Genomic DNA, 20,987 nt, shown 5'->3' on the forward strand with positions numbered 1-20,987 from the left:
AATGAGTTACGAACAAGAATTTATGAAGGAATTTGAAGCCTGGGTCAATACCCAGATCATGATCAACGACATGGCGCACAAGGAAAGTCAAAAAGTCTACGAAGAAGACCAAGACGAGCGTGCTAAAGATGCCATGATTCGCTACGAAAGTCGCTTGGATGCTTATCAGTTTTTGCTTGGTAAGTTTGAAAATTTCAAGGCGGGAAAGGGATTTCATGATTTGCCAGAAGGCTTGTTTGGCGAGAGAAACTATTAAAATACAGATACTTTCTTGATTTTTTCCCAAAATCTTGATAGAATATCTTTATTAAATCCTTGTCAGAGCAGGGATTTTTTATTGAAAGGATTTTATCATGTCAAAGAAACTCCAACGTAAAAAACAATTGCGAAATAGCCTTCGTCGCTCAGGTGCATTTTCAAGTACGGTGACCAAGGTTGTCGAAGAGACTAAGAAAGTCGTGAAACATGCAGAAAAATCTGCCAGCCAAGCAGGAAAAGTTGTCTCTAAAAAAGTGGAACAAGCAGTAGAAGCGACCAAGGAACAAGCTCAAAAAGTGGCGAATTCAGTAGAAGATTTCGCAGCTACTTTGGGTGGCCTCTCAGTAGATCGCGCTAAGACTTTCTATGATGAAGGCATCAAGTCAGCTTCTGACTTCAAAAACTGGACAGAAAAAGAACTCCTTGCCTTGAAAGGAATCGGCCCAGCTACCATCAAGAAATTAAAAGAGCACGGAATCAGCTTCAAGTAATTTTTCTTGTCCCTTGCATTTCCGTCAAAAACTTGCTACAATAGAGCCATTAGAGGTGTTTTGAGTCTCACATTTTACAGAAAGTGGCGGTGCTGAGAAGTCCACAAATGTGTCAAAACTGGTTGCTGATGGATGAAAAATGAAATAATATTGTCTTTTTATTATAAAGACGAGAGTTGCGGGCGTCTCTGCCCGAAATTGGGTGGTACCGCGGATAAACACATTCGTCCCTGTCATGGATATGGCAGGGGCGATTTTTTGTAGAAAGAGAGGTAGAAGGATGACAAGAGCAGAGTTGCCAGAACGAATAGAGACCGAGCGTCTGGTCTTGCGAGTCCGTACCGTGGCTGATGTTGTGGATATCTTTGACTATGCCAGTAGGTCAGAAGTTTCCTACCCAGCAGGCTTTCCGCCCGTCAAGAGCTTGGAAGATGAGATTTATTATCTAGAGCATATTCTGCCCGAGCGTAATGAAAAGAACAATCTCCCAGCGGGCTATGGAATTGTCGCTAAAGGAACCGATAAGGTCATCGGCTCTGTTGATTTCCCTCGTCGTCACGAGGATGATGTCTTGGAGATTGGCTATATCTTAAATCCAGACCATTGGGGTCTAGGTTATGTTCCAGAAGCAGCGCGTGCCTTGATTGACCTAGCTTTTAAAGAATTGAATCTGCATAAGATTGAACTGACTTGCTTTGGTTATAACCTTCAAAGTCAACGAGTTGCAGAGAAACTTGGCTTTACCCTTGAAGCTCGCATAAGAGACCGCAAAGATGCCCAAGGCAACCGTTGTGACAGTCTGATATATGGCTTGCTGAGGAGTGAGTGGGAGAGTTTTTAATGAGTAAGATATATTCTTGTTTTTATATGCTTTAAGGGAGACATGATGAGAAGTAGTCATAATCAAATATTAGATGCTTGGATTACAGTAGAACAATTATCAGAAGGGAATATTGAAAAAAGTGATTCTAAGTATAAGATTTTTCAAGGTGATGATTATCAATCAATATTAAAAGATTTTTTTAAACGTCAAAAATTAAAATCCAGTTCAGGGATTGCTGTTTATTGTGGAATTTTCCCTTTTCGAAAAATTATTGAAGTGTTAAGAGGCAAATACAATTTAAAGGCGACGGAGGAAGAATTGGGAAGAGCTTCTTATAAATTTACTTTTGCTCTATACTTTGATAAAGATTTGAAGTTCTTAGCTGATAAGTTTTTTTTAACCATGAGTGGGCAAATTTTCAAAAATGGGGAATTGCCTAAAGATTTCTTAATAGCAGAAAATGAGCTTCGAGAACAGTTAGGTCAGGCGTTTCTTGATGGAGAGTTCAATGAAGTTTTTAGTAAACTTCTCAAAAAGTATGAGATTTCACCAAGTGATTGCAGATATTATTTTGTTAAGAATTTTGCTGACGAAATAAATTTACATTCATTTTTTCTAAAGGATTTGAAATATGCAAAATCAATTTATAATGAAAATCTCAATCGTTATTTATCAGGATTCGATTCTGTAAGGGTTAATTTGGACGGCAATAAAGAATCATCCTATTTTAATCCCAAAGATTTAGAAACTATACTTGAACCGAAAAATTATCCATTAGGAAGATTTCCTAGTAACCCTGAATATGCTCTTTCCATGATGCAACAAGTAGCTGTAAATTTAGCTTCGAATGCGGATGAAGATGTGAGAAGTGTCAATGGTCCTCCGGGGACTGGTAAAACGACACTTTTAAAAGATATTTTTGCAGATCTGGTAACGGAACAGGCGAGAATTATTAGTGAATTATCGGCTCCTAAGCTTAAAGGGGATCTAGTTTGTCATGACAAACTAGATCTTATTGCAAAATTACCAAAAGAAATTGCAGAAAAAGGAATCGTAGTTGCAAGTTCTAATAATGGTGCTGTTAAAAATATTGTTAATGAATTACCCCAAAGAAAAGAAATTTATCAGAAATTAAATTGGTTAGATGAATTAAAGAAAATTGATTACTTTGCTGAAATCAGTAATGATTTATTGTTAGAAGATGAAGATGTTTCTAACGACAAAAAATATTGGGGATTGTTTTCGATAGAAGGTGGAAAAAAACAGAATAGAGACCGTCTGCAAAATGTTTTAAAAGCAATACGACAAGAGTTGAATTCGGATAAATTTCAATCGAATCCATCAGTATACGAAGAGTTTAAAATTCAATATCAGAAGCTATTTGATAAAAGAGAAAAGATGCAAGATATAGCAGATAAGATTCGATTGCATGTAAAATTGAAAAATGCTTACCAACAGGTTGAGATAGAGTTTCATCAGGATGATGCCCAAAGACGTTCAGAACTATCTAAAATACGGGATAAACATATTCAATTAGAAAATAGTAAAAAGGAAATAGAATCTGAGCTGTTTGAGCATGAGCGTCTTATTTCTATGTTAAATGTTAACAAACAGATAGCAGCACAAGATGTTGAGTTGATAAAATTACAAGCTCCACGTTTCTTATGGTTAAAAAGACTTTTCACACCATCGAAATTAGATACTTATTTTACGAGATTGAATCAAGCGAATGAAAGTCTAAAAGCAGAACTGAAGAAAGTACATGATGAAAGTCAATATTGCCACGGTTTGCAAAAAGAGATAAAAATGCATGAACTTGAATTAAATCAATTGAGTCAAAGGCAACAGAGGTATAATGAATGGAAATCTAAACAAGAAGATAAATTAATTCGTCATCAGGAAAAAATTTTGAAATTACAATCGGAACTTGCTACATACCCTGTTAAAAAGTTGAATTTTTCTGTTCCATATGAAGAACTACAAGTATCAAATTTTTGGTTTGATGATGACTATCGAGAAGAGCAGAGTCGTTTGTTTATTAAAGCACTGGCAGTTAGGAAGCAATTTATATATGACAATAAAAAGCATTTTGAAAAAGCATTATGGATTTGGGAGAAGCCTCAAAACTATTCAATGAGAGATAATGCTAGTGATTTATATAAAGCTGCGTGGAATTGGGTCAATTTCACTGTTCCAGTTATTAGTACAACTTTTGCAAGCTTTAATTCCATGTTTCGGTGTTTGCCTGAAAATAGTATCGGTAATGTATTTATTGATGAAGCGGGTCAGGCATTACCTCAAGCAAGTGTGGGGGCTATTTTTAGAAGTAAGCATATTATGGCTGTTGGGGATCCTTCTCAAATACAACCAGTACAGACTATGGATAAAAATATTTTAGGATTTTTAGCACAGCACCACAAGATAGCCTCTAAATATCTTGTGTCATCAACGCAAGAATTGATGGATTCTGCTAGTAGATATGGTTTTAAAAAACAAGATGGGACATGGATAGGACTTCCTCTCTGGGTTCATCGTCGTTCTAGTGATCCGATGTTCAGTATTTCCAATAAAATTTCTTATGATAATTTAATGGTTCAAGGAAAGGAAGAAGCTCGAGGTCTGGGAGAATGGTTTGACGTTGGTGGAGGTGCTAAGGATAAATTTGTTCCTGAGCAAGCTGATTATTTGAAAGAAGAGTTGCAGAAAAGACATGAGGAATTTGATGATATTTATGTCATTACTCCTTTTAAAAATGTATCGGTTCAACTAGCAAAAGAACTAGATAAAATCGGTTTCACAAAGCGGGAGAATGGAAAACCTATAAATGTAGGGACGGTACATACTTTCCAAGGAAAAGAAAATAAGATTGTATATTTTGTGCTTGGAGCAGATAATATGAGTGAGGGGGCTGCTCGCTGGGCTGTCTCTGAACCCAATATTTTAAACGTTGCAGCGACTAGAGCTAAAGAAGAGTTTTATATTATTGGGAATAAATCTCTTTACAAAGCCACACAGAGCCCTATTATAAGAGATACTATTGACATTTTAGATTCTTATCAAAGTAGCTTAGAAATTAACTAGAAAGGACACACACATGTCTAAAGAACTTTCACCTAAATACAATCCAGCCGAGGTTGAGGCTGGTCGTTACCAAAAATGGCTTGATGCCGATGTTTTCAAGCCTTCAGGCGATCAAAAGGCTAAGCCTTATTCGATCGTGATTCCACCACCAAACGTTACAGGTAAACTTCACCTTGGTCACGCTTGGGATACGACCTTGCAGGATATCATCATCCGTCAAAAGCGTATGCAAGGCTTTGATACCCTTTGGCTTCCTGGTATGGACCACGCTGGGATTGCGACTCAGGCTAAGGTTGAGGAGCGCTTGCGTGGTGAGGGTATTAGCCGTTATGACCTCGGTCGTGAGAGATTCCTAGAGAAAGTTTGGGAATGGAAAGACGAATATGCCACTACCATCAAGGAACAATGGGGCAAGATGGGACTCTCTGTAGACTACTCTCGTGAGCGTTTCACCCTTGATGAAGGTTTGTCAAAAGCGGTTCGTAAGGTTTTCGTGGACCTTTACAAGAAAGGCTGGATCTACCGTGGTGAGTTTATTATCAACTGGGACCCAGCAGCTCGCACAGCCCTTTCTGATATTGAGGTGATCCATAAGGATGTCGAAGGTGCCTTCTACCACATGAACTACATGCTGGAAGATGGCTCACGCGCTCTTGAAGTTGCGACCACTCGTCCTGAAACTATGTTTGGGGACGTTGCCGTTGCGATCAATCCAGAAGACCCACGCTACAAGGACTTGATTGGTAAAAACGTCATCCTTCCAATCGCTAATAAATTGATTCCAATCGTTGGAGACGAACACGCTGATCCTGAGTTTGGTACTGGTGTCGTGAAAATCACACCTGCCCACGATCCAAACGACTTCTTGGTTGGTCAACGCCACAACTTGCCACAAGTAAACGTCATGAACGATGATGGAACTATGAATGAGCTTGCCTTCGAATTTGCAGGCATGGACCGCTTTGAAGCTCGCAAAGCTGTTGTCAAGAAACTGGAAGAAATCGGCGCCCTTGTAAAAATCGAAAAACGCGTCCACAGCGTTGGTCACTCAGAGCGTACAGGTGTAGTAGTTGAGCCACGCTTGTCTACTCAATGGTTCGTCAAGATGGACCAATTGGCTAAAAATGCCATCGCTAACCAAGACACAGATGACAAGGTTGAATTTTACCCACCTCGTTTCAACGATACCTTCCTTCAATGGATGGAAAATGTCCATGACTGGGTAATCTCTCGTCAGCTCTGGTGGGGGCACCAAATCCCTGCTTGGTACAATGCTGAGGGTGAAATGTACGTCGGTGAAGAAGCACCTGAAGGTGACGGATGGACTCAGGACGAAGACGTCTTGGATACTTGGTTCAGTTCTGCCCTTTGGCCATTCTCAACCATGGGCTGGCCTGATGTCGACTCAGAAGACTTCAAACGTTACTTCCCAACTTCAACCTTGGTTACAGGTTACGACATCATCTTCTTCTGGGTGTCTCGTATGATCTTCCAATCATTGGAATTCACTGACCGTCAGCCATTCCAAAACGTTCTGATCCACGGTCTTATCCGTGACGAGCAAGGACGTAAAATGTCTAAGTCACTCGGTAACGGGATTGACCCAATGGATGTCATCGAAAAATACGGTGCGGATGCCCTTCGTTGGTTCCTTTCAAATGGTTCTGCACCAGGTCAAGACGTGCGCTTCTCTTACGAGAAAATGGATGCGTCTTGGAACTTCATTAACAAGATCTGGAACATCTCTCGCTACATCCTCATGAACAATGAAGGATTGACTCTTGAGCAAGCAACTGCCAATGTCGAAAAAGTTATCAACAAGGAAGCTGGAAATGTCACAGACCGCTGGATTCTCCACAACCTCAATGAAACGATCGGCAAAGTCACTGAAAACTTTGATAAGTTTGAGTTTGGTGTTGCTGGACACATCCTCTACAACTTCATCTGGGACGAGTTTGCGGACTGGTATGTTGAGTTGACTAAGGAAGTCCTTTATAGCGATAACGAAGAAGAGAAAGTTATCACACGTTCTGTTCTCCTTTATACTTTGGACAAGATCCTTCGTCTCCTTCACCCAATCATGCCATTCGTGACAGAGGAGATCTTTGGACAAATCTCAGAGGGCTCTATCGTTACAGCAGCATACCCAACTGTCAATCCAGCCTTTGAAGACCTTGTGGCTCACACAGGTGTGGAAAGCCTCAAAGACTTGATCCGTGCTGTTCGTAATGCGCGTGCAGAAGTAAACGTAGCACCAAGCAAGCTTATCACAATCCTTGTTAAGACAAGCGATAGCGACTTGGAAACCTTCTTTAACAGCAATGTCAATTACATCAAACGCTTTACAAATCCAGAACACTTGGAAATCGCATCAACCATCCCTGCACCTGAACTCGCGATGTCAAGCGTCATCACAGGAGCAGAAATCTACTTGCCACTCGCTGACCTCCTTAATGTCGAAGAAGAACTAGCTCGTCTCGACAAGGAACTGGCTAAATGGCAAAAAGAACTGGATATGGTCGGCAAAAAGCTCTCTAACGAACGCTTCGTAGCCAATGCCAAACCAGAAGTCGTCCAAAAAGAACGCGACAAACAAGCCGACTACCAAGCCAAATACGATGCGACCGTCGCACGTATTGATGAGATGAAGAAGTTGGTGAGATAAACACAGAAACACGGTGGAATGCCGTGTTTTTTGGTATAATGAACTAAAATAGATTTTTGAGGAAGTATTAATGGGTAAGAATACTGAAAATTATAATTTGATATTACATAATACCAATGATTTCAAGAAGTGCTTGAAAGGTGACTTAGAGGGGATTGCTTCTCATGATTTGGATGTAGAAAAACATAATAATTTCAAAGAAGGAATAATATATATTGCTTCTACGGAAGAGAACACAGTAGAGTGGTTAGATACTCTTAGGTCCTATACTAAGGGTGAATTGGATAGTGATTTATATAAAAACAAATCGAATAAAGCTGTTATGATGCTTAAATATGTAAAAAATGAAGTAGAATATGTTTTTAGTTTGGTTTTTGGATACGGTCGAACTATGTTGAATGAGCAATCTATAGTTAGGAATTTTGGATTAAGAACGGCTGTTAATCTTATTGAAGAAAGTAATATCAAAAGTCTTAATTCATTAAATATATCCACAAACTATCTAGATATTCAAAGACAGGCTTTAAGCTATGGGTCTCATTCTGATTTACATATTGATACAAACGCTGATATTTTAAAATCAATTTCAGGTCGTGCCTCATATGATAGTCATTATTCGACGTTAAATGGGGCTGATAATCTTAGATTTTCTGCTAAATCAGATGTAACTTTATCTGATTTGTTAAACGAAATTTTAGATGCGTATTCTAGTGAAAACTACAAAGAAAAAGGGTTGGAGTGGATTGATCATGTTCAGTATGTTAAAGAAAAGGAAATTATCTCAGAACTAGATGGAGTATTACTTGATCATATCACAGATAAACGATTAGAAAATCCTATTATTGCTCCTAACAAAATTGTCTCTTATCTTGATATAGAAGGATATTTTATATCAGGTATGAATATTAGTCATAAAATTAAGGAAAATTTTTATGACGATATCCCTTCAGAACAGTTTTGGGAGTTTCTTTCTAAAAATATAGAAGATAAAATAATAATAGATAAATTAAAAAGTTGTTCCTTATATTGTTGGACAAATGACTCTGCACAGAAAATATCAAGTATTTATGATGCTTTATTTATTGAAATTGATCACAATAATGAAAAATTTTTTATAAATAATGGCGACTGGTTTAAAATAGAATCAACCTATTATACAGATATTGTAAATAAAATTGATCATATAGAAAAATTCAATGATCCCGCAATTCCTAGCTGCGCTGAAAATTGGAATGAGGGAGAATTTAATGAAAAATTTGTAGCATCTGATCCTGATCGTTTTAAGCTATTTGATAAGAAGAACTTTCACTTACCGGATTATGGACATAGTAGAATTGAGCCTGCTGATATTATAACGATAAAAAAACAATTTATTCACGTGAAAAAAGGTGGATCTTCTGCAAATTTAAGTCATTTATTTGCTCAAGGAGTTGTATCTGCTCAGTTATATAAAAACGAAACATTATTTATTGATAAAATCAATGAAGTGTTTGAAGAAGAATATTTTAATTCAGATGATAAAATTGAAGTTATATACGGAATTATAGATAAAAGATATGATAAAAAAGCAAGCGAAATTCTTCCATTCTTTTCGATGATTAACTTATCTCAACACTATGATGTTTTATCAAGTATGGGAATAAAATGTCGACTATTATTTATTGAGCAAAAAGTAAATATTTATAATCAAAGAGAAGAAAAAATTCTAAATCGAGTGAAAAGAGAACTCAAAGATCAAGGAAAAACCAGTATAGAGAGTTATTTTCTGCTTACTCTGATTTTCTTTCAGTTCCTAGTGTTAAAACTCAGAGTACATTTAAAAAGAGTTATCTTGATAAATTTGTAACTAATGGTGATCTAAAAACTGATGGTGCAAAAAGAGGAAAGAAATATTTCAACACGGATTTAGAACAGGTTCTCTATAGAGTGAAAAGAGAACTCAAAGATCAAGGAAAAAATAAAGATGAATTATTTCTGGCATTATCTGATTTTCTAATAACCTTTGGAATTTTTATGCCAACGATTTTTAAAGAGAGATATCTTGATAAATTTGTAGCTAACGACAACTTAGATTATGATGATGATGATGAAAAATATAGAAACACAAATTTAGAGTTATTTTTAGGAGATATGAAGCGGAAACGAAAATTATTTTCTTTATATTCTGATATTCTCAACTTTCCAAAAGAGAATTTTCATATGAAGTTAGATTTTAAAATCAATTATCCTGATAAGTTTATGAATGACGATGCAAAAAGAAAAATTTCTAGAAAGCAGATTACTACATGACAAATTCTGTAAGTTCGAACCGACCTGAGAAGTATAGTATTGCAGCTTAATTTCATATATCATCGGCATCGAATTTATCTGGATTGATACAGAAAACCCACCAAGCGATGCTATCGGCTGGGTAACAAAGAAATAAAAAGTCCTGTCACTTTCTCCCATTTAACCTTTGACTATTCCGCAAAATTATCGTACAATAAAGAGTACATGATAAAATGAGGTCAGAGTCTGTTCGCTCTGGCGATAGTAGTAAAAATGAGGAGAAACGCTTTGGAATTAGAAGTATTTGCTGGGCAAGAAAAAAGTGAACTATCTATGATTGAGGTAGCGCGTGCTATCTTGGAACTTCGTGGTCGCGATCATGAGATGCATTTTAGCGATCTTGTAAACGAAATTCAAAACTACCTTGGAACATCAAACAGCGATATTCGCGAAGCTTTGCCTTTGTTCTACACAGAGTTGAACTTTGACGGTAGCTTCATCTCTCTTGGAGACAACAAATGGGGGCTTCGTTCATGGTATGGTGTGGACGAAATCGACGAAGAAATCATCGCTCTTGAAGAAAGTGACGACGATGAAGTAGCACCAAAAGCTAAGAAAAAACGTGTCAATGCCTTTATGGATGGTGATTCAGATGCCATTGACTACAATGCAGATGATCCAGAAGATGAAGATGCATACGAAGCAGACCCAGCTCTTTCATATGATGATGAAAATCCAGATGATGAGAAAAATGAAGTGGAAGCTTACGATGCAGAAATCAACGAAATCGCTCCTGATGACTTAGGTGAAGACGTGGATCTTAACGAAGAAGACGACGAGTTTTCTGACGATGATGCTGAAACGAGTGAAGAAGAGTAAAAGACTTCATAGAGGAGATCGTAAGATCTCCTTTTTCGTTCCTTGAGCAGAGTGGTTAAGCGGGTCATCCGTTTAGATGCGGATTTTTAGTTGGTTTTCTGAAAACAATCTTCTTATTTTCATCTTTTACCAATTCGGGTTGACAAATGTTCTGCTTTAAGGTATCATATTGTTCGGGCACCTCTTTTAGAGGTCGGGGCTCCCTAGTTACTAGGGAGCTATTTTTGTTTTTTCAGGAAGTTTTTCTTGAAAAGTCGTGATTCATAAGGGTCTTGTTTTCGATCTCCCCTCGTAGTTAACAAGGCCTTGAGCATTTTAGAAAGAGGAATCTATGTCTACGAAATATATTTTTGTAACTGGTGGTGTGGTGTCGTCTATTGGGAAAGGGATTGTGGCAGCAAGTCTGGGTCGTCTCTTGAAAAATCGTGGTCTAAAAGTGACTATTCAGAAGTTTGACCCTTATATCAATATCGATCCGGGAACTATGAGCCCTTATCAGCACGGGGAAGTTTTTGTGACAGATGACGGAGCTGAGACAGATTTGGACTTGGGTCACTATGAACGTTTCATCGATATCAATCTTAACAAATATTCTAACGTGACAACTGGTAAAATTTACAGTGAAGTTCTTCGTAAGGAGCGCCGTGGCGAGTACCTTGGCGCAACTGTTCAAGTCATTCCTCATATCACAGATGCTTTGAAAGAAAAAATCAAGCGTGCCGCTCTAACGACAGACTCTGATGTCATTATCACAGAGGTCGGTGGAACCGTTGGGGATATTGAGTCCTTGCCATTTCTAGAGGCCCTTCGTCAGATGAAGGCAGATGTGGGTGCAGATAATGTTATGTATATCCACACAACCTTGCTTCCTTATCTAAAAGCTGCTGGTGAGATGAAGACAAAGCCAACTCAACATTCTGTAAAAGAATTGCGTGGTTTGGGAATCCAGCCAAATATGTTGGTCATTCGTACCGAGAAACCAGCTGGTCAAGGCATTAAAAACAAACTGGCCCAGTTCTGTGATGTGGCACCAGAAGCCGTTATCGAATCGTTGGATGTCGAACATCTTTACCAAATTCCACTGAATTTGCAGGCACAAGGTATGGATCAAATTGTTTGTGACCATTTGAAATTAGACGCACCAGCAGCGGATATGACAGAATGGTCAGCTATGGTGGACAAGGTTATGAACCTCAAGAAGCAAGTCAAGATTTCCCTTGTTGGTAAGTATGTTGAGTTGCAAGATGCCTATATCTCAGTGGTCGAAGCCTTGAAACACTCTGGTTATGCCAACAATGCAGAAGTGAAGATTAATTGGGTCAATGCCAATGATGTGACGGCAGAGAATGTAGCAGAGCTCTTGTCTGATGCGAACGGAATCATCGTACCAGGCGGTTTTGGTCAACGTGGTACGGAAGGGAAAATCCAAGCCATTCGCTATGCGCGTGAGAATGATGTTCCAATGTTAGGTGTCTGCTTGGGAATGCAGTTAACTTGTATCGAATTTGCTCGTCACGTTTTAGGTCTTGAAGGTGCCAATTCTGCTGAACTTGCACCAGAAACAAAATATCCTATCATTGATATCATGCGTGATCAGGTTGATATTGAGGATATGGGAGGAACCCTTCGTTTGGGACTTTACCCATCTAAGTTGAAACGTGGCTCTAAAGCAGCGGCTGCTTATCATAATCAAGAAGTGGTGCAACGCCGTCACCGTCACCGTTATGAGTTTAACAACGCCTTTCGTGAACAGTTTGAGGCAGCAGGTTTTGTCTTCTCAGGTGTTTCTCCAGACAATCGATTGGTAGAAATTGTAGAGATTCCTGAAAATAAATTCTTTGTAGCATGTCAGTATCACCCTGAACTTTCCAGCCGTCCAAACCGTCCAGAGGAACTCTACACAGCCTTTGTCACTGCAGCGGTTGAAAATAGCAATTAGAAAAATTCGAACCTTTGAGAAGAATCTCAGAGGTTTTTTATTCATTTAGAAAAGTCTTGCTAACTCAGGCGCTTGATAATAAGAATCAGAACTCTTTTTCCTTCACCGAGGGAAGAGGAGTTTTACTTGTTTTTCTGCGACTTCCCTATTTGTCCTATAGCCCTTTTTGTGTTACAATGAATGGTATGAAAGCTAAGAAATTATGGATGACTGGCTTGACTGTGGCTGGTCTAAGTGCCCTTGCTTTGGGGGCTAAAAAAGCAGCAGATAACCACAAACTCATGAAGACTCAAGAAGAGTTGACCGCTATCGTGCGCGAACTTTTCTCAGATATGGGTGAGATTGCGACTCTCTATGTTCAAGTCTACGAAAGTAGCCTAGAGCGACTCGTCGGAGGAGTCGTTTTCGAGGATGGTCGTCACTATACCTTTGTCTATGAAAATGAAGACCTGGTCTATGAGGAGGAAGTCTTATGATTACTCCCAATAGTATAGAAGAACTAGCAGGTTTTGTCGAGCAAGATGGCAAGAAGGTCTTCCTTTTTGTGGCGGACTGGTGTGGCGATTGTCGTTATATCTATCCAGCCTTGCCAGAGATTGAGGAGACAAATCCAGAGTTCACCTTTATTCGAGTGGACCGAGACCAGTATCTGGATCTGGCTAAACTCTGGGATGTGTACGGCATTCCTAGCCTTGTTGTGCTAGAAAAGGACAAGGAAATCGGCCGTTTTGTCAATCGCGACCGTAAAAGCAAGGAAGAAATTAACGACTTTTTATCAGGACTGAAATAGGAGAAAATAGAAAGAATGATTTTTACATATAATAAAGAGCATGTTGGCGATGTCCTTATGATCATCGTGAAAAACAGCGGAGATGCCAAACTAGACGTGGAGCGCAAAGGCAAAGTAGCCCGTGTTTTCCTCAAAGATAATGGGGAAACAGTAGCTTGGAATATTTTCGAAGTTTCAAGTTTCTTTGAAATTGCAGAGCGTGGTCAAGTCTTTTTGACAGATGAGCAAGTAGAACGTTTGAACCAAGAATTGCAGGCGGAAGGTTTTACAGAAGAGATTGTCAATGACAAGGAACCTAAGTTTGTTGTCGGTGAGATTATCGAGATGGTAGCTCATCCAGATAGTGACCACCTCAACATCTGCCAAGTTACAGTCGCAAGTGACAAGACAGTGCAAATCGTGGCAGGAGCACCTAATGCGCGTGTCGGATTGAAAACCATTGTAGCTCTTCCTGGAGCTATGATGCCAAAAGGCAATCTCATTTTCCCAGGCGAACTTCGCGGTGAAAAGAGTTTTGGCATGATGTGCAGCCCTCGTGAATTGCATTTGCCAAATGCTCCGCAAAAACGTGGTATTATTGAATTATCAGAAGACCAAGTTGTTGGAACTCCATTTGACCCAGCTAAACATTGGACTGCCTAGGAAGTTGTCAGGATCTGTCTCGCTAGTATAGAAGGAAATAAGATGGCAAAAAATGTAGTGATTACAGGAGCGACTTCAGGAATCGGTGAAGCGATTGCGCGTGCTTATCTGGAGCAGGGTGAGAATGTCGTTCTAACAGGGCGACGGACAGACAGACTAGTGGCCCTCAAGTCAGAGTTTGCAGAAACTTTTCCAAATCAAACAGTTTGGACTTTTCCACTGGATGTGACGGATATGGCTATGGTAAAGACAGTCTGCTCCGATATTTTGGAAACGATAGGGCAGATTGATATCTTGATCAATAACGCTGGACTGGCTCTTGGCTTGGCTCCCTATCAAGACTATGAAGAGTTGGATATGCTGACCATGTTGGATACCAATGTCAAAGGTTTGATGGCAGTCACTCGCTGTTTCTTGCCTTCTATGGTAGCAGCCAATCAGGGTCATATTATCAACATGGGATCGACCGCAGGAATCTATGCCTATGCTGGGGCAGCTGTTTACTCAGCCACCAAGGCTGCAGTTAAAACTTTTTCAGATGGTCTTCGGATTGATACGATTGCAACGGACATTAAGGTGACCACCATTCAGCCTGGAATTGTCGAAACTGATTTCTCTACAGTTCGTTTTCACGGTGACAAAGAGCGTGCTGAGGCGGTCTATCAGGGAATCGAAGCTTTGCAAGCTCAGGATATTGCAGATACAGTGGTCTATGTGACCAGCCAGCCTCGTCGTGTGCAGATTACAGATATGACCATTATGGCCAATCAACAAGCGACAGGTTTCATGGTGCATAAAAAATAAAAAATTTCTTCGAAAAGTTACAAATTTCTGTAACTTTTTTTGATTTCCTACGAATAGATAAGTAGGAGGAAGAAAATATGTATAATAAAGTTATCATGATTGGGCGTTTGACGTCTACACCAGAATTGCACAAAACCAACAATGACAAGTCAGTAGCGCGCGCAACGATCGCTGTGAACCGTCGTTACAAAGACCAGAATGGGGAACGCGAAGCTGATTTTGTCAATCTTGTTCTTTGGGGAAAATTGGCTGAAACCTTGGCAAGCTACGCAACTAAAGGTAGTCTTATCTCTGTGGATGGGGAACTTCGTACCCGTCGCTTTGAGAAAAATGGCCAGATGAACTACGTGACTGAAGTTCTTGTGACAGGATTCCAACTTTTGGAAAGTCGTGCCCAACGAGCTATGCGTGAAAATAATGCAGGACAGGATTTGGCAGATTTGGTTTTGGAAGAGGAGGAATTGCCATTTTAATACTCTTCGAAAATCTCTTCAAACAACGTCAGCTTCACCTTGCCGTAGGTATAGGTAACTGACTTCGTCAGTCCTATCTACAACCTCAAAACTGTATTTTTAGCAACCTGCGTCTAGCTTCCTAGTTTGCACTTTGATTTTCATTGAGTATAAACATTATAAAAAGTCTGAGTTGGTCTCAGGCTTTTTATCTTGAGAAAGTCAGACTTTTTTCTTGACTATTTCTGACCAAGTGATACAATAGAATTATGAATTAGCACTCAGATACAAAGAGTGCTAATAATATGTATTTCATCATGGAGGAAAACAGATGTTGAAACCATTAGGAGACCGTGTGGTCTTGAAAATCGAAGAAAAAGAACAAACTGTTGGAGGCTTTGTCCTTGCAGGCTCAGCCCAAGAAAAAACAAAAACAGCCCAAGTTGTAGCTACTGGACAAGGTGTTCGTGCCTTGAACGGTGACTTGGTAGCTCCAAGCGTTAAGCCTGGAGACCGAGTCTTAGTTGAAGCTCACGCAGGTCTTGATGTCAAAGATGGCGATGAAAAGTACATCATCGTTGGCGAAGCCAACATCTTGGCAATCATTGAAGAATAGAAGGAGAAAGTAAGTATGTCAAAAGAAATTAAATTTTCATCTGATGCTCGTTCAGCTATGGTTCGTGGTGTCGATATCCTTGCAGACACTGTTAAAGTAACCTTGGGACCAAAAGGTCGTAACGTTGTGTTGGAAAAATCATTTGGCTCACCATTGATTACCAATGACGGTGTTACTATTGCCAAAGAAATTGAACTAGAAGACCATTTTGAAAATATGGGTGCCAAATTGGTATCAGAAGTGGCTTCAAAGACCAATGATATCGCAGGTGATGGAACAACAACTGCAACGGTCTTGACTCAAGCTATCGTCCGCGAAGGAATCAAGAACGTTACTGCAGGTGCCAACCCAATCGGCATTCGTCGGGGGATTGAAGCAGCGGTTGCCGCAGCTGTAGAAGCCTTGAAAAACAATGCCATTCCAGTTGCCAACAAAGAAGCCATCGCTCAGGTTGCCGCTGTATCTTCTCGTTCTGAAAAAGTCGGCGAATACATCTCTGAAGCTATGGAAAAAGTTGGCAAAGATGGTGTTATCACCATCGAAGAGTCGCGTGGTATGGAAACAGAGCTTGAAGTCGTGGAAGGAATGCAGTTTGACCGCGGTTATCTATCACAGTACATGGTGACAGATAGCGAAAAAATGGTGGCTGACCTTGAAAATCCATACATTTTGATTACCGACAAGAAAATTTCAAATATCCAAGAAATCTTGCCACTGCTAGAAAGCATCCTCCAAAGCAATCGTCCGCTCTTGATTATTGCAGATGATGTGGATGGCGAAGCTCTGCCAACTCTTGTCTTGAACAAGATTCGTGGAACATTCAACGTAGTAGCTGTCAAGGCACCTGGCTTCGGTGACCGTCGCAAAGCAATGCTTGAAGACATCGCTATCTTGACAGGTGGAACTGTTATCACAGAAGATCTTGGTCTTGAGTTGAAAGATGCTACTATTGAGGCGCTTGGTCAAGCAGCGAGAGTAACTGTGGACAAAGACAGCACTGTTATCGTAGAAGGTGCTGGAAATCCTGAAGCTATTTCTCACCGTGTTGCGGTTATCAAGTCTCAAATCGAAACCACAACTTCTGAATTCGACCGTGAAAAACTCCAAGAACGCTTGGCTAAATTGTCAGGTGGTGTCGCAGTTATCAAGGTCGGTGCTGCAACTGAAACTGAGTTGAAGGAAATGAAACTTCGAATCGAAGATGCCCTCAACGCTACTCGTGCAGCCGTTGAAGAAGGAATCGTTGCTGGTGGTGGAACTGCTCTTGCCAACGTGATTCCAGCTGTTGCCGCCTTGGAATTGACAGGAGATGAAGCAACAGGACGTAATATTGTTCTTCGTGCCTTGGAAGAGCCTGTTCGTCAAATCGCTCACAATGCAGGATTCGAAGGATCTATTGTTATTGACCGTTTGAAGAATGCTGAGCTTGGCACAGGCTTCAACGCAGCAACTGGCGAATGGGTCAACATGATTGAAGAGGGAATCATTGACCCAGTTAAAGTGAGCCGTTCTGCCCTTCAAAATGCAGCCTCTGTAGCTAGCTTGATTTTGACAACAGAAGCAGTCGTAGCCAATAAACCGGAACCAGCAGCCCCAGCTCCAGCAATGGATCCAAGCATGATGGGCGGTATGATGTAAGCTTTCTGTAGAAAGCAACTTATAAAAAACACAAAAGGAGGGAAGAACATTCCCTCCTTTTAAGGTTTTCTATTCTAAATAGATTTGAGCTCTCCTAACTTATATGATAAAATAAGACTAGAAGAAGGAGAAGAACATGATTGATGTAGAAGAAATTCTGAGCAAGATGAATCTCAATCAGAAGATTAATTATGACCGTGTCATGCAGAAAATGGTTCAGGTTTGGGAGAAAAATGAGCAACGTCCAACTATTCTCATGCATGTTTGCTGTGCTCCTTGTAGTACCTACACCCTAGAATACCTGACAAAATACGCTGATGTGACTATCTATTTTGCCAATTCCAATATTCATCCTAAGGCAGAATACCACAAGCGGGCTTACGTCACCAAGAAATTTGTCAGTGATTTCAATGAGCGAACAGGCAATACAGTCCAGTACCTAGAAGCTCCCTATGAACCCAATGAATACCGGAAGTTAGTCAGAGGACTGGAAGAAGAACCTGAAGGTGGTGACCGTTGCAAGGTTTGTTTTGACTACCGTCTGGATAAAACAGCACAGGTAGCTATGGACTTGGGCTTTGACTACTTTGGTTCAGCTTTGACCATCAGTCCCCATAAGAATTCTCAAACCATCAACAGCATCGGAATTGATGTGCAAAAGATTTACACAACCCACTATCTTCCAAGTGATTTCAAGAAAAATCAAGGCTACAAACGTTCAGTGGAGATGTGTGAGGAGTATGATATCTATCGTCAATGCTATTGTGGATGCGTCTATGCAGCTCAAGCCCAGAACATTGATCTTGTTCAGGTTAAGAAGGATGCCACGGCTTTCCTGTTAGATAAGGATGTTGAAAAAGATTATTCCCATATCAAGTTTACTGTCACTAAATTAGATATATAGCAATTAACCCAGCTGTAAAGCTGGGTTTTTAAAATAAAAAAACCAGGGCTCTCACCCCAGTTTGACAACTTTACCGATTCTTTAGTTCTATGTAGCGTTTGTACCAAATGTTGACATAGGCCTCTGAGAAAGGACCGCGTCCATTGTTGATCCAATCAACAAGGATTTTAACATGCTCTTTCAAAATATAGTCTAAATCATCAGAATATTTCATTTTGCGTTTATGGCGCTCATACTCTTCAACGTCCAAGAGACGCTTTTCACCATCAGTGAAGACCTTGACATCCAAATCATAATCAATGTATTTCAGGGCTTCTTCATCGAGATAGTAAGGACTTGCCATATTGCAATAGTAGGAAATCCCATTATCACGAATCATGGCAATGATATTAAACCAATATTTTTTGTGAAAGTAAACAATAGCCGGTTCTCGAGTCACCCAACGACGACCGTCACTTTCGGTAACAAGTGTGTGGTCGTTGACGCCGATAATAGCGTTCTCTGTTGTTTTTAGTACCATGGTGTCCCGCCAAGTACGGTGGAGACTCCCATCATGCTTATAACTTTGAATTGTAATAAAGTCGCCTTCTTTTGGAAGTTTCATAACTAACCAACTTTCTACAATTTATAAGTTTATCGTCTACTATTATATCATAAATCGGTCTAATTTTTTTGAATTTTACACGAAAATATTAAAGATATTCTCTGAGAGCGCTGGCTATATCCGAAAAATCATAGCCTTTTCTAGCTAATACTTGAGTTAAACGTTGCTTTAGTTCGTATCCTTCATACTTTCGAGCATACTTAGCATATTGTTTGTCTAGCTCTTTAAAAATGAGTTCTTGAGTCGTTTCTTGGTCGACTTGACTGTCCAAGTCATCAAAGGCATTTTTAGCATCAGCATAGGAGAATCCCTTGTTAGTCAAGTTTTGAATAATCTTATCCTGCAAGGCACGAGCAGGAAGCTTTCCATTGTATTTTTTAAGAAGTTTCTCCGCTACACGTTGAGCAACCTCTGAAAAATCAAAATCCTTTAAAACATCTTCAATAGTTGCTTTGGCAATCCCTTTTTGAGATAGTTTTTGAGCTAGCACATAGGGTCCCTTATCTCCAGAAAGTTGATTTGCATTGATGATAGAATAGGCATACTGACGATCATTAATCCAGTTATCTTCTTTAAGATTGGCGATAACTTGACTTGTGATTTTTTCATCAAGATCATACTTTTTCAGATACTCACGAACTTCCTTTTCGGTTCGAGCTTTAAATGATAGATGGTAGAGGGCGAGGTTTTTACCATAAGAAAACTGAGCAAAGCCCTGTATCTCGATTAATTCTTCCTTGCTAACCACCTTATCTTTAGACAACATAAAACGGACAATGGTATCCTCCGTGATATAAGAGGTTTGCTGATCATCAAGTTCCATCAGGTAGAGTCGTTTTTTCTTTTCAAGTTTTGTGATTTTCATAGTTCTATTATACCCTAAAATGTGATAAGATAGGGGTATGAATCTGAAAGTCAAACAAAAAATACCTTTAAAAATCAAGCGTATGGGCATCAATGGTGAGGGAATCGGTTTCTACCAGAAAACCCTCGTTTTTGTACCTGGCGCCCTCAAAGGAGAAGATATCTATTGTCAGATTACTTCTATTAAACGTAACTTTGTTGAAGCCAAATTGCTAAAGGTTAATAAGAAGTCTAAATTTCGGGTCGTGCCAGCTTGCACGATTTATAATGAATGTGGTGGTTGTCAAATCATGCACCTTCACTATGATAAACAGTTAGAGTTCAAAACGGATTTGCTCCACCAAGCCTTGAAAAAATTTGCTCCTACAGGATATGAAAACTATGAAATTCGTCCAACTATCGGAATGCAGGAACCAAAGTACTACCGTGCTAAGTTGCAATTTCAGACTCGAAAATTCAACAATCAGGTTAAGGTAGGATTGTATGCTCAAAACTCTCATTATCTCGTAGAGCTGAAAGACTGTTTGGTGCAAGATAAGGAAACCCAAGTGATTGCGAATCGCCTTGCTGAACTTCTTACTTACCACCAAATTCCAATTACAGATGAGAGAAAAACGCTCGGTGTTCGCACCATCATGGTACGTCGAGCAAGAAAAACGGGGCAAGTTCAGATTATTGTTGTCACGAATCGCCAGCTTAATTTGAATCAACTAGTTAAAGACCTAGTCAATGATTTTCCAGAAGTTGTCACGGTTGCTGTCAATACAAATATAGCAAAAACAAGTGAAATCTATGGTGAAAAGACAGAAATCATCTGGGGCCAAGAGAGTATTCAAGAAGGAGTACTCGACTATGAGTTTTCTCTCTCGCCCCGAGCTTTTTATCAGCTTAATCCTGAGCAGACAGAAATTCTCTATAGTGAAGCAGTTAAGGCCCTGGATGTCAGTAAAGAAGACCATCTGATTGATGCCTATTGTGGTGTTGGGACGATCGGATTTGCCTTCGCAACTAAGGTCAAGAGTCTCAGAGGGATGGACATTATCCCAGAAGCCATAGAAGATGCCAAGCGAAATGCTAAAAAAATGGGGTTTGACAATACCCATTACGAAGCGGGAACAGCTGAAGAAATTATTCCACGCTGGTATCAAGAAGGCTACCGAGCAAATGCCCTGATAGTCGATCCTCCTCGTACAGGGTTAGATGGTAAGCTACTGGATACCATACTGACCTATGTTCCAGAAAAAATGGTTTATGTTTCTTGCAATGTTT

Annotated in this window: 20 protein-coding genes (1 of these 20 running past the window's edge); 18 read left to right on the top strand and 2 right to left on the bottom strand. The window is 39.8% G+C overall.

The genetic code is table 11. The features are described 5' to 3' along the window. Position 1 precedes the first annotated feature (1 nt). The 17 genes from SOR_RS01915 (at position 2) to SOR_RS01995 (ending at position 18,250) form a co-directional block, all read left to right on the top strand. Positions 2-256 (top strand): DUF1912 family protein, encoded by a 255-nt coding sequence (locus SOR_RS01915; RefSeq protein WP_000119707.1) that lies wholly within the window; start codon positions 2-4, stop codon positions 254-256. A gap of 97 nt (positions 257-353) precedes the next feature. Further along, positions 354-749 (top strand): helix-hairpin-helix domain-containing protein, encoded by a 396-nt coding sequence (locus SOR_RS01920; RefSeq protein ID WP_000038703.1) that lies wholly within the window; start codon positions 354-356, stop codon positions 747-749. A gap of 280 nt (positions 750-1,029) precedes the next feature. After that, on the top strand, positions 1,030-1,590 hold the full coding sequence (locus tag SOR_RS01925) for a GNAT family N-acetyltransferase (RefSeq protein ID WP_000196174.1): 561 nt from the start codon (positions 1,030-1,032) through the stop codon (positions 1,588-1,590). A 45-nt stretch (positions 1,591-1,635) separates the two neighbouring features. After that, positions 1,636-4,653 carry a DEAD/DEAH box helicase gene (locus SOR_RS01930; protein ID WP_001257862.1) on the top strand — a complete coding sequence of 1,006 codons (3,018 nt, stop codon included), beginning with the start codon at positions 1,636-1,638 and terminating at the stop codon, positions 4,651-4,653. 13 nt (positions 4,654-4,666) lie between these two features. Continuing rightward, complete coding sequence (locus tag SOR_RS01935) at positions 4,667-7,318, top strand: valine--tRNA ligase (RefSeq protein ID WP_000032154.1); 2,652 nt, start codon at positions 4,667-4,669, stop codon at positions 7,316-7,318. A 70-nt stretch (positions 7,319-7,388) separates the two neighbouring features. Then, the gene (locus SOR_RS09910) at positions 7,389-9,164 is read left to right on the top strand and encodes a DUF6119 family protein (protein ID WP_000517781.1); all 1,776 of its coding nucleotides are present in this window, start codon (positions 7,389-7,391) and stop codon (positions 9,162-9,164) included. An 80-nt stretch (positions 9,165-9,244) separates the two neighbouring features. Continuing rightward, positions 9,245-9,607 (top strand): hypothetical protein, encoded by a 363-nt coding sequence (locus SOR_RS01945; protein WP_000817920.1) that lies wholly within the window; start codon positions 9,245-9,247, stop codon positions 9,605-9,607. Positions 9,608-9,874: 267 nt separating this feature from the next. Beyond that, positions 9,875-10,465, top strand: coding sequence for a DNA-directed RNA polymerase subunit delta (rpoE, locus tag SOR_RS01950; protein ID WP_000418415.1), 591 nt, complete (start codon positions 9,875-9,877; stop codon positions 10,463-10,465). Between the two features lie 331 nt (positions 10,466-10,796). Further along, complete coding sequence (locus SOR_RS01955; RefSeq protein WP_000105256.1) at positions 10,797-12,404, top strand: CTP synthase; 1,608 nt, start codon at positions 10,797-10,799, stop codon at positions 12,402-12,404. Between the two features lie 176 nt (positions 12,405-12,580). Beyond that, the gene (locus tag SOR_RS01960) at positions 12,581-12,880 is read left to right on the top strand and encodes a DUF4651 domain-containing protein (protein WP_033583672.1); all 300 of its coding nucleotides are present in this window, start codon (positions 12,581-12,583) and stop codon (positions 12,878-12,880) included. Beyond that, a complete protein-coding gene (locus SOR_RS01965; protein WP_000632565.1) occupies positions 12,877-13,194 on the top strand; it encodes a thioredoxin family protein in 318 nt (105 codons plus the stop codon). Before SOR_RS01960 ends, SOR_RS01965 begins: the two co-directional genes overlap by 4 nt. 15 nt (positions 13,195-13,209) lie before the next feature. Beyond that, positions 13,210-13,836, top strand: coding sequence for a YtpR family tRNA-binding protein (gene ytpR, locus SOR_RS01970; RefSeq protein ID WP_000578269.1), 627 nt, complete (start codon positions 13,210-13,212; stop codon positions 13,834-13,836). Between the two features lie 42 nt (positions 13,837-13,878). Beyond that, entirely contained in the window at positions 13,879-14,640 is a 762-nt protein-coding gene (locus SOR_RS01975) for an SDR family NAD(P)-dependent oxidoreductase (RefSeq protein ID WP_001107796.1), read from the top strand. Positions 14,641-14,717: 77 nt separating this feature from the next. Next, on the top strand, positions 14,718-15,113 hold the full coding sequence (locus tag SOR_RS01980; protein ID WP_000282461.1) for a single-stranded DNA-binding protein: 396 nt from the start codon (positions 14,718-14,720) through the stop codon (positions 15,111-15,113). A 310-nt stretch (positions 15,114-15,423) separates the two neighbouring features. Then, a complete protein-coding gene (gene groES / locus SOR_RS01985) occupies positions 15,424-15,708 on the top strand; it encodes a co-chaperone GroES (protein WP_000917318.1) in 285 nt (94 codons plus the stop codon). Positions 15,709-15,723: 15 nt separating this feature from the next. Continuing rightward, positions 15,724-17,346 (top strand): chaperonin GroEL, encoded by a 1,623-nt coding sequence (gene groL / locus SOR_RS01990; protein WP_000031554.1) that lies wholly within the window; start codon positions 15,724-15,726, stop codon positions 17,344-17,346. 136 nt (positions 17,347-17,482) lie between these two features. Continuing rightward, positions 17,483-18,250, top strand: a complete 768-nt coding sequence (locus SOR_RS01995) for an epoxyqueuosine reductase QueH (RefSeq protein WP_000567555.1) — start codon at positions 17,483-17,485, stop codon at positions 18,248-18,250. Positions 18,251-18,320: 70 nt separating this feature from the next. Here the strand turns inward: SOR_RS01995 and ntdP are convergent, their stop codons facing one another. Together ntdP and recX are read right to left on the bottom strand one after the other, a co-directional pair. Next, complete coding sequence (gene ntdP / locus SOR_RS02000) at positions 18,321-18,854, bottom strand: nucleoside tri-diphosphate phosphatase (RefSeq protein WP_000775318.1); 534 nt, start codon at positions 18,852-18,854, stop codon at positions 18,321-18,323. Positions 18,855-18,942: 88 nt separating this feature from the next. Further along, the gene (recX, locus tag SOR_RS02005) at positions 18,943-19,719 is read right to left on the bottom strand and encodes a recombination regulator RecX (protein WP_000705058.1); all 777 of its coding nucleotides are present in this window, start codon (positions 19,717-19,719) and stop codon (positions 18,943-18,945) included. A 37-nt stretch (positions 19,720-19,756) separates the two neighbouring features. Between recX and rlmD the strand changes: the two genes are divergently transcribed. Further along, on the top strand, positions 19,757-20,987 hold the 5' portion of the coding sequence (rlmD, locus tag SOR_RS02010; protein ID WP_001050283.1) for a 23S rRNA (uracil(1939)-C(5))-methyltransferase RlmD. It continues 131 nt past the right edge of the window; the window shows 1,231 of its 1,362 coding nt (coding positions 1-1,231); the start codon lies at positions 19,757-19,759; the stop codon falls past the right edge of the window.

Origin of the sequence: Streptococcus oralis Uo5 (assembly GCF_000253155.1) — a bacterium.
GTDB classification, from domain to species: domain Bacteria; phylum Bacillota; class Bacilli; order Lactobacillales; family Streptococcaceae; genus Streptococcus; species Streptococcus oralis_L.

Bases quoted from the DNA above. Each gene is read 5' to 3' on its own strand.
- SOR_RS01915 (WP_000119707.1), top strand. From the start codon at position 2: ATGAGTTACGAACAAGAATTTATGAAGGAATTTGAAGCCTGGGTCAAT.
- SOR_RS01920 (WP_000038703.1), top strand. From the start codon at position 354: ATGTCAAAGAAACTCCAACGTAAAAAACAATTGCGAAATAGCCTTCGT.
- SOR_RS01925 (WP_000196174.1), top strand. From the start codon at position 1,030: ATGACAAGAGCAGAGTTGCCAGAACGAATAGAGACCGAGCGTCTGGTC.
- SOR_RS01930 (WP_001257862.1), top strand. From the start codon at position 1,636: ATGAGAAGTAGTCATAATCAAATATTAGATGCTTGGATTACAGTAGAA.
- SOR_RS01935 (WP_000032154.1), top strand. From the start codon at position 4,667: ATGTCTAAAGAACTTTCACCTAAATACAATCCAGCCGAGGTTGAGGCT.
- SOR_RS09910 (WP_000517781.1), top strand. From the start codon at position 7,389: ATGGGTAAGAATACTGAAAATTATAATTTGATATTACATAATACCAAT.
- SOR_RS01955 (WP_000105256.1), top strand. From the start codon at position 10,797: ATGTCTACGAAATATATTTTTGTAACTGGTGGTGTGGTGTCGTCTATT.
- SOR_RS01960 (WP_033583672.1), top strand. From the start codon at position 12,581: ATGAATGGTATGAAAGCTAAGAAATTATGGATGACTGGCTTGACTGTG.
- SOR_RS01965 (WP_000632565.1), top strand. From the start codon at position 12,877: ATGATTACTCCCAATAGTATAGAAGAACTAGCAGGTTTTGTCGAGCAA.
- ytpR (WP_000578269.1), top strand. From the start codon at position 13,210: ATGATTTTTACATATAATAAAGAGCATGTTGGCGATGTCCTTATGATC.
- SOR_RS01975 (WP_001107796.1), top strand. From the start codon at position 13,879: ATGGCAAAAAATGTAGTGATTACAGGAGCGACTTCAGGAATCGGTGAA.
- SOR_RS01980 (WP_000282461.1), top strand. From the start codon at position 14,718: ATGTATAATAAAGTTATCATGATTGGGCGTTTGACGTCTACACCAGAA.
- groES (WP_000917318.1), top strand. From the start codon at position 15,424: ATGTTGAAACCATTAGGAGACCGTGTGGTCTTGAAAATCGAAGAAAAA.
- groL (WP_000031554.1), top strand. From the start codon at position 15,724: ATGTCAAAAGAAATTAAATTTTCATCTGATGCTCGTTCAGCTATGGTT.
- SOR_RS01995 (WP_000567555.1), top strand. From the start codon at position 17,483: ATGATTGATGTAGAAGAAATTCTGAGCAAGATGAATCTCAATCAGAAG.
- ntdP (WP_000775318.1), bottom strand. From the start codon at position 18,854: ATGAAACTTCCAAAAGAAGGCGACTTTATTACAATTCAAAGTTATAAG.
- recX (WP_000705058.1), bottom strand. From the start codon at position 19,719: ATGAAAATCACAAAACTTGAAAAGAAAAAACGACTCTACCTGATGGAA.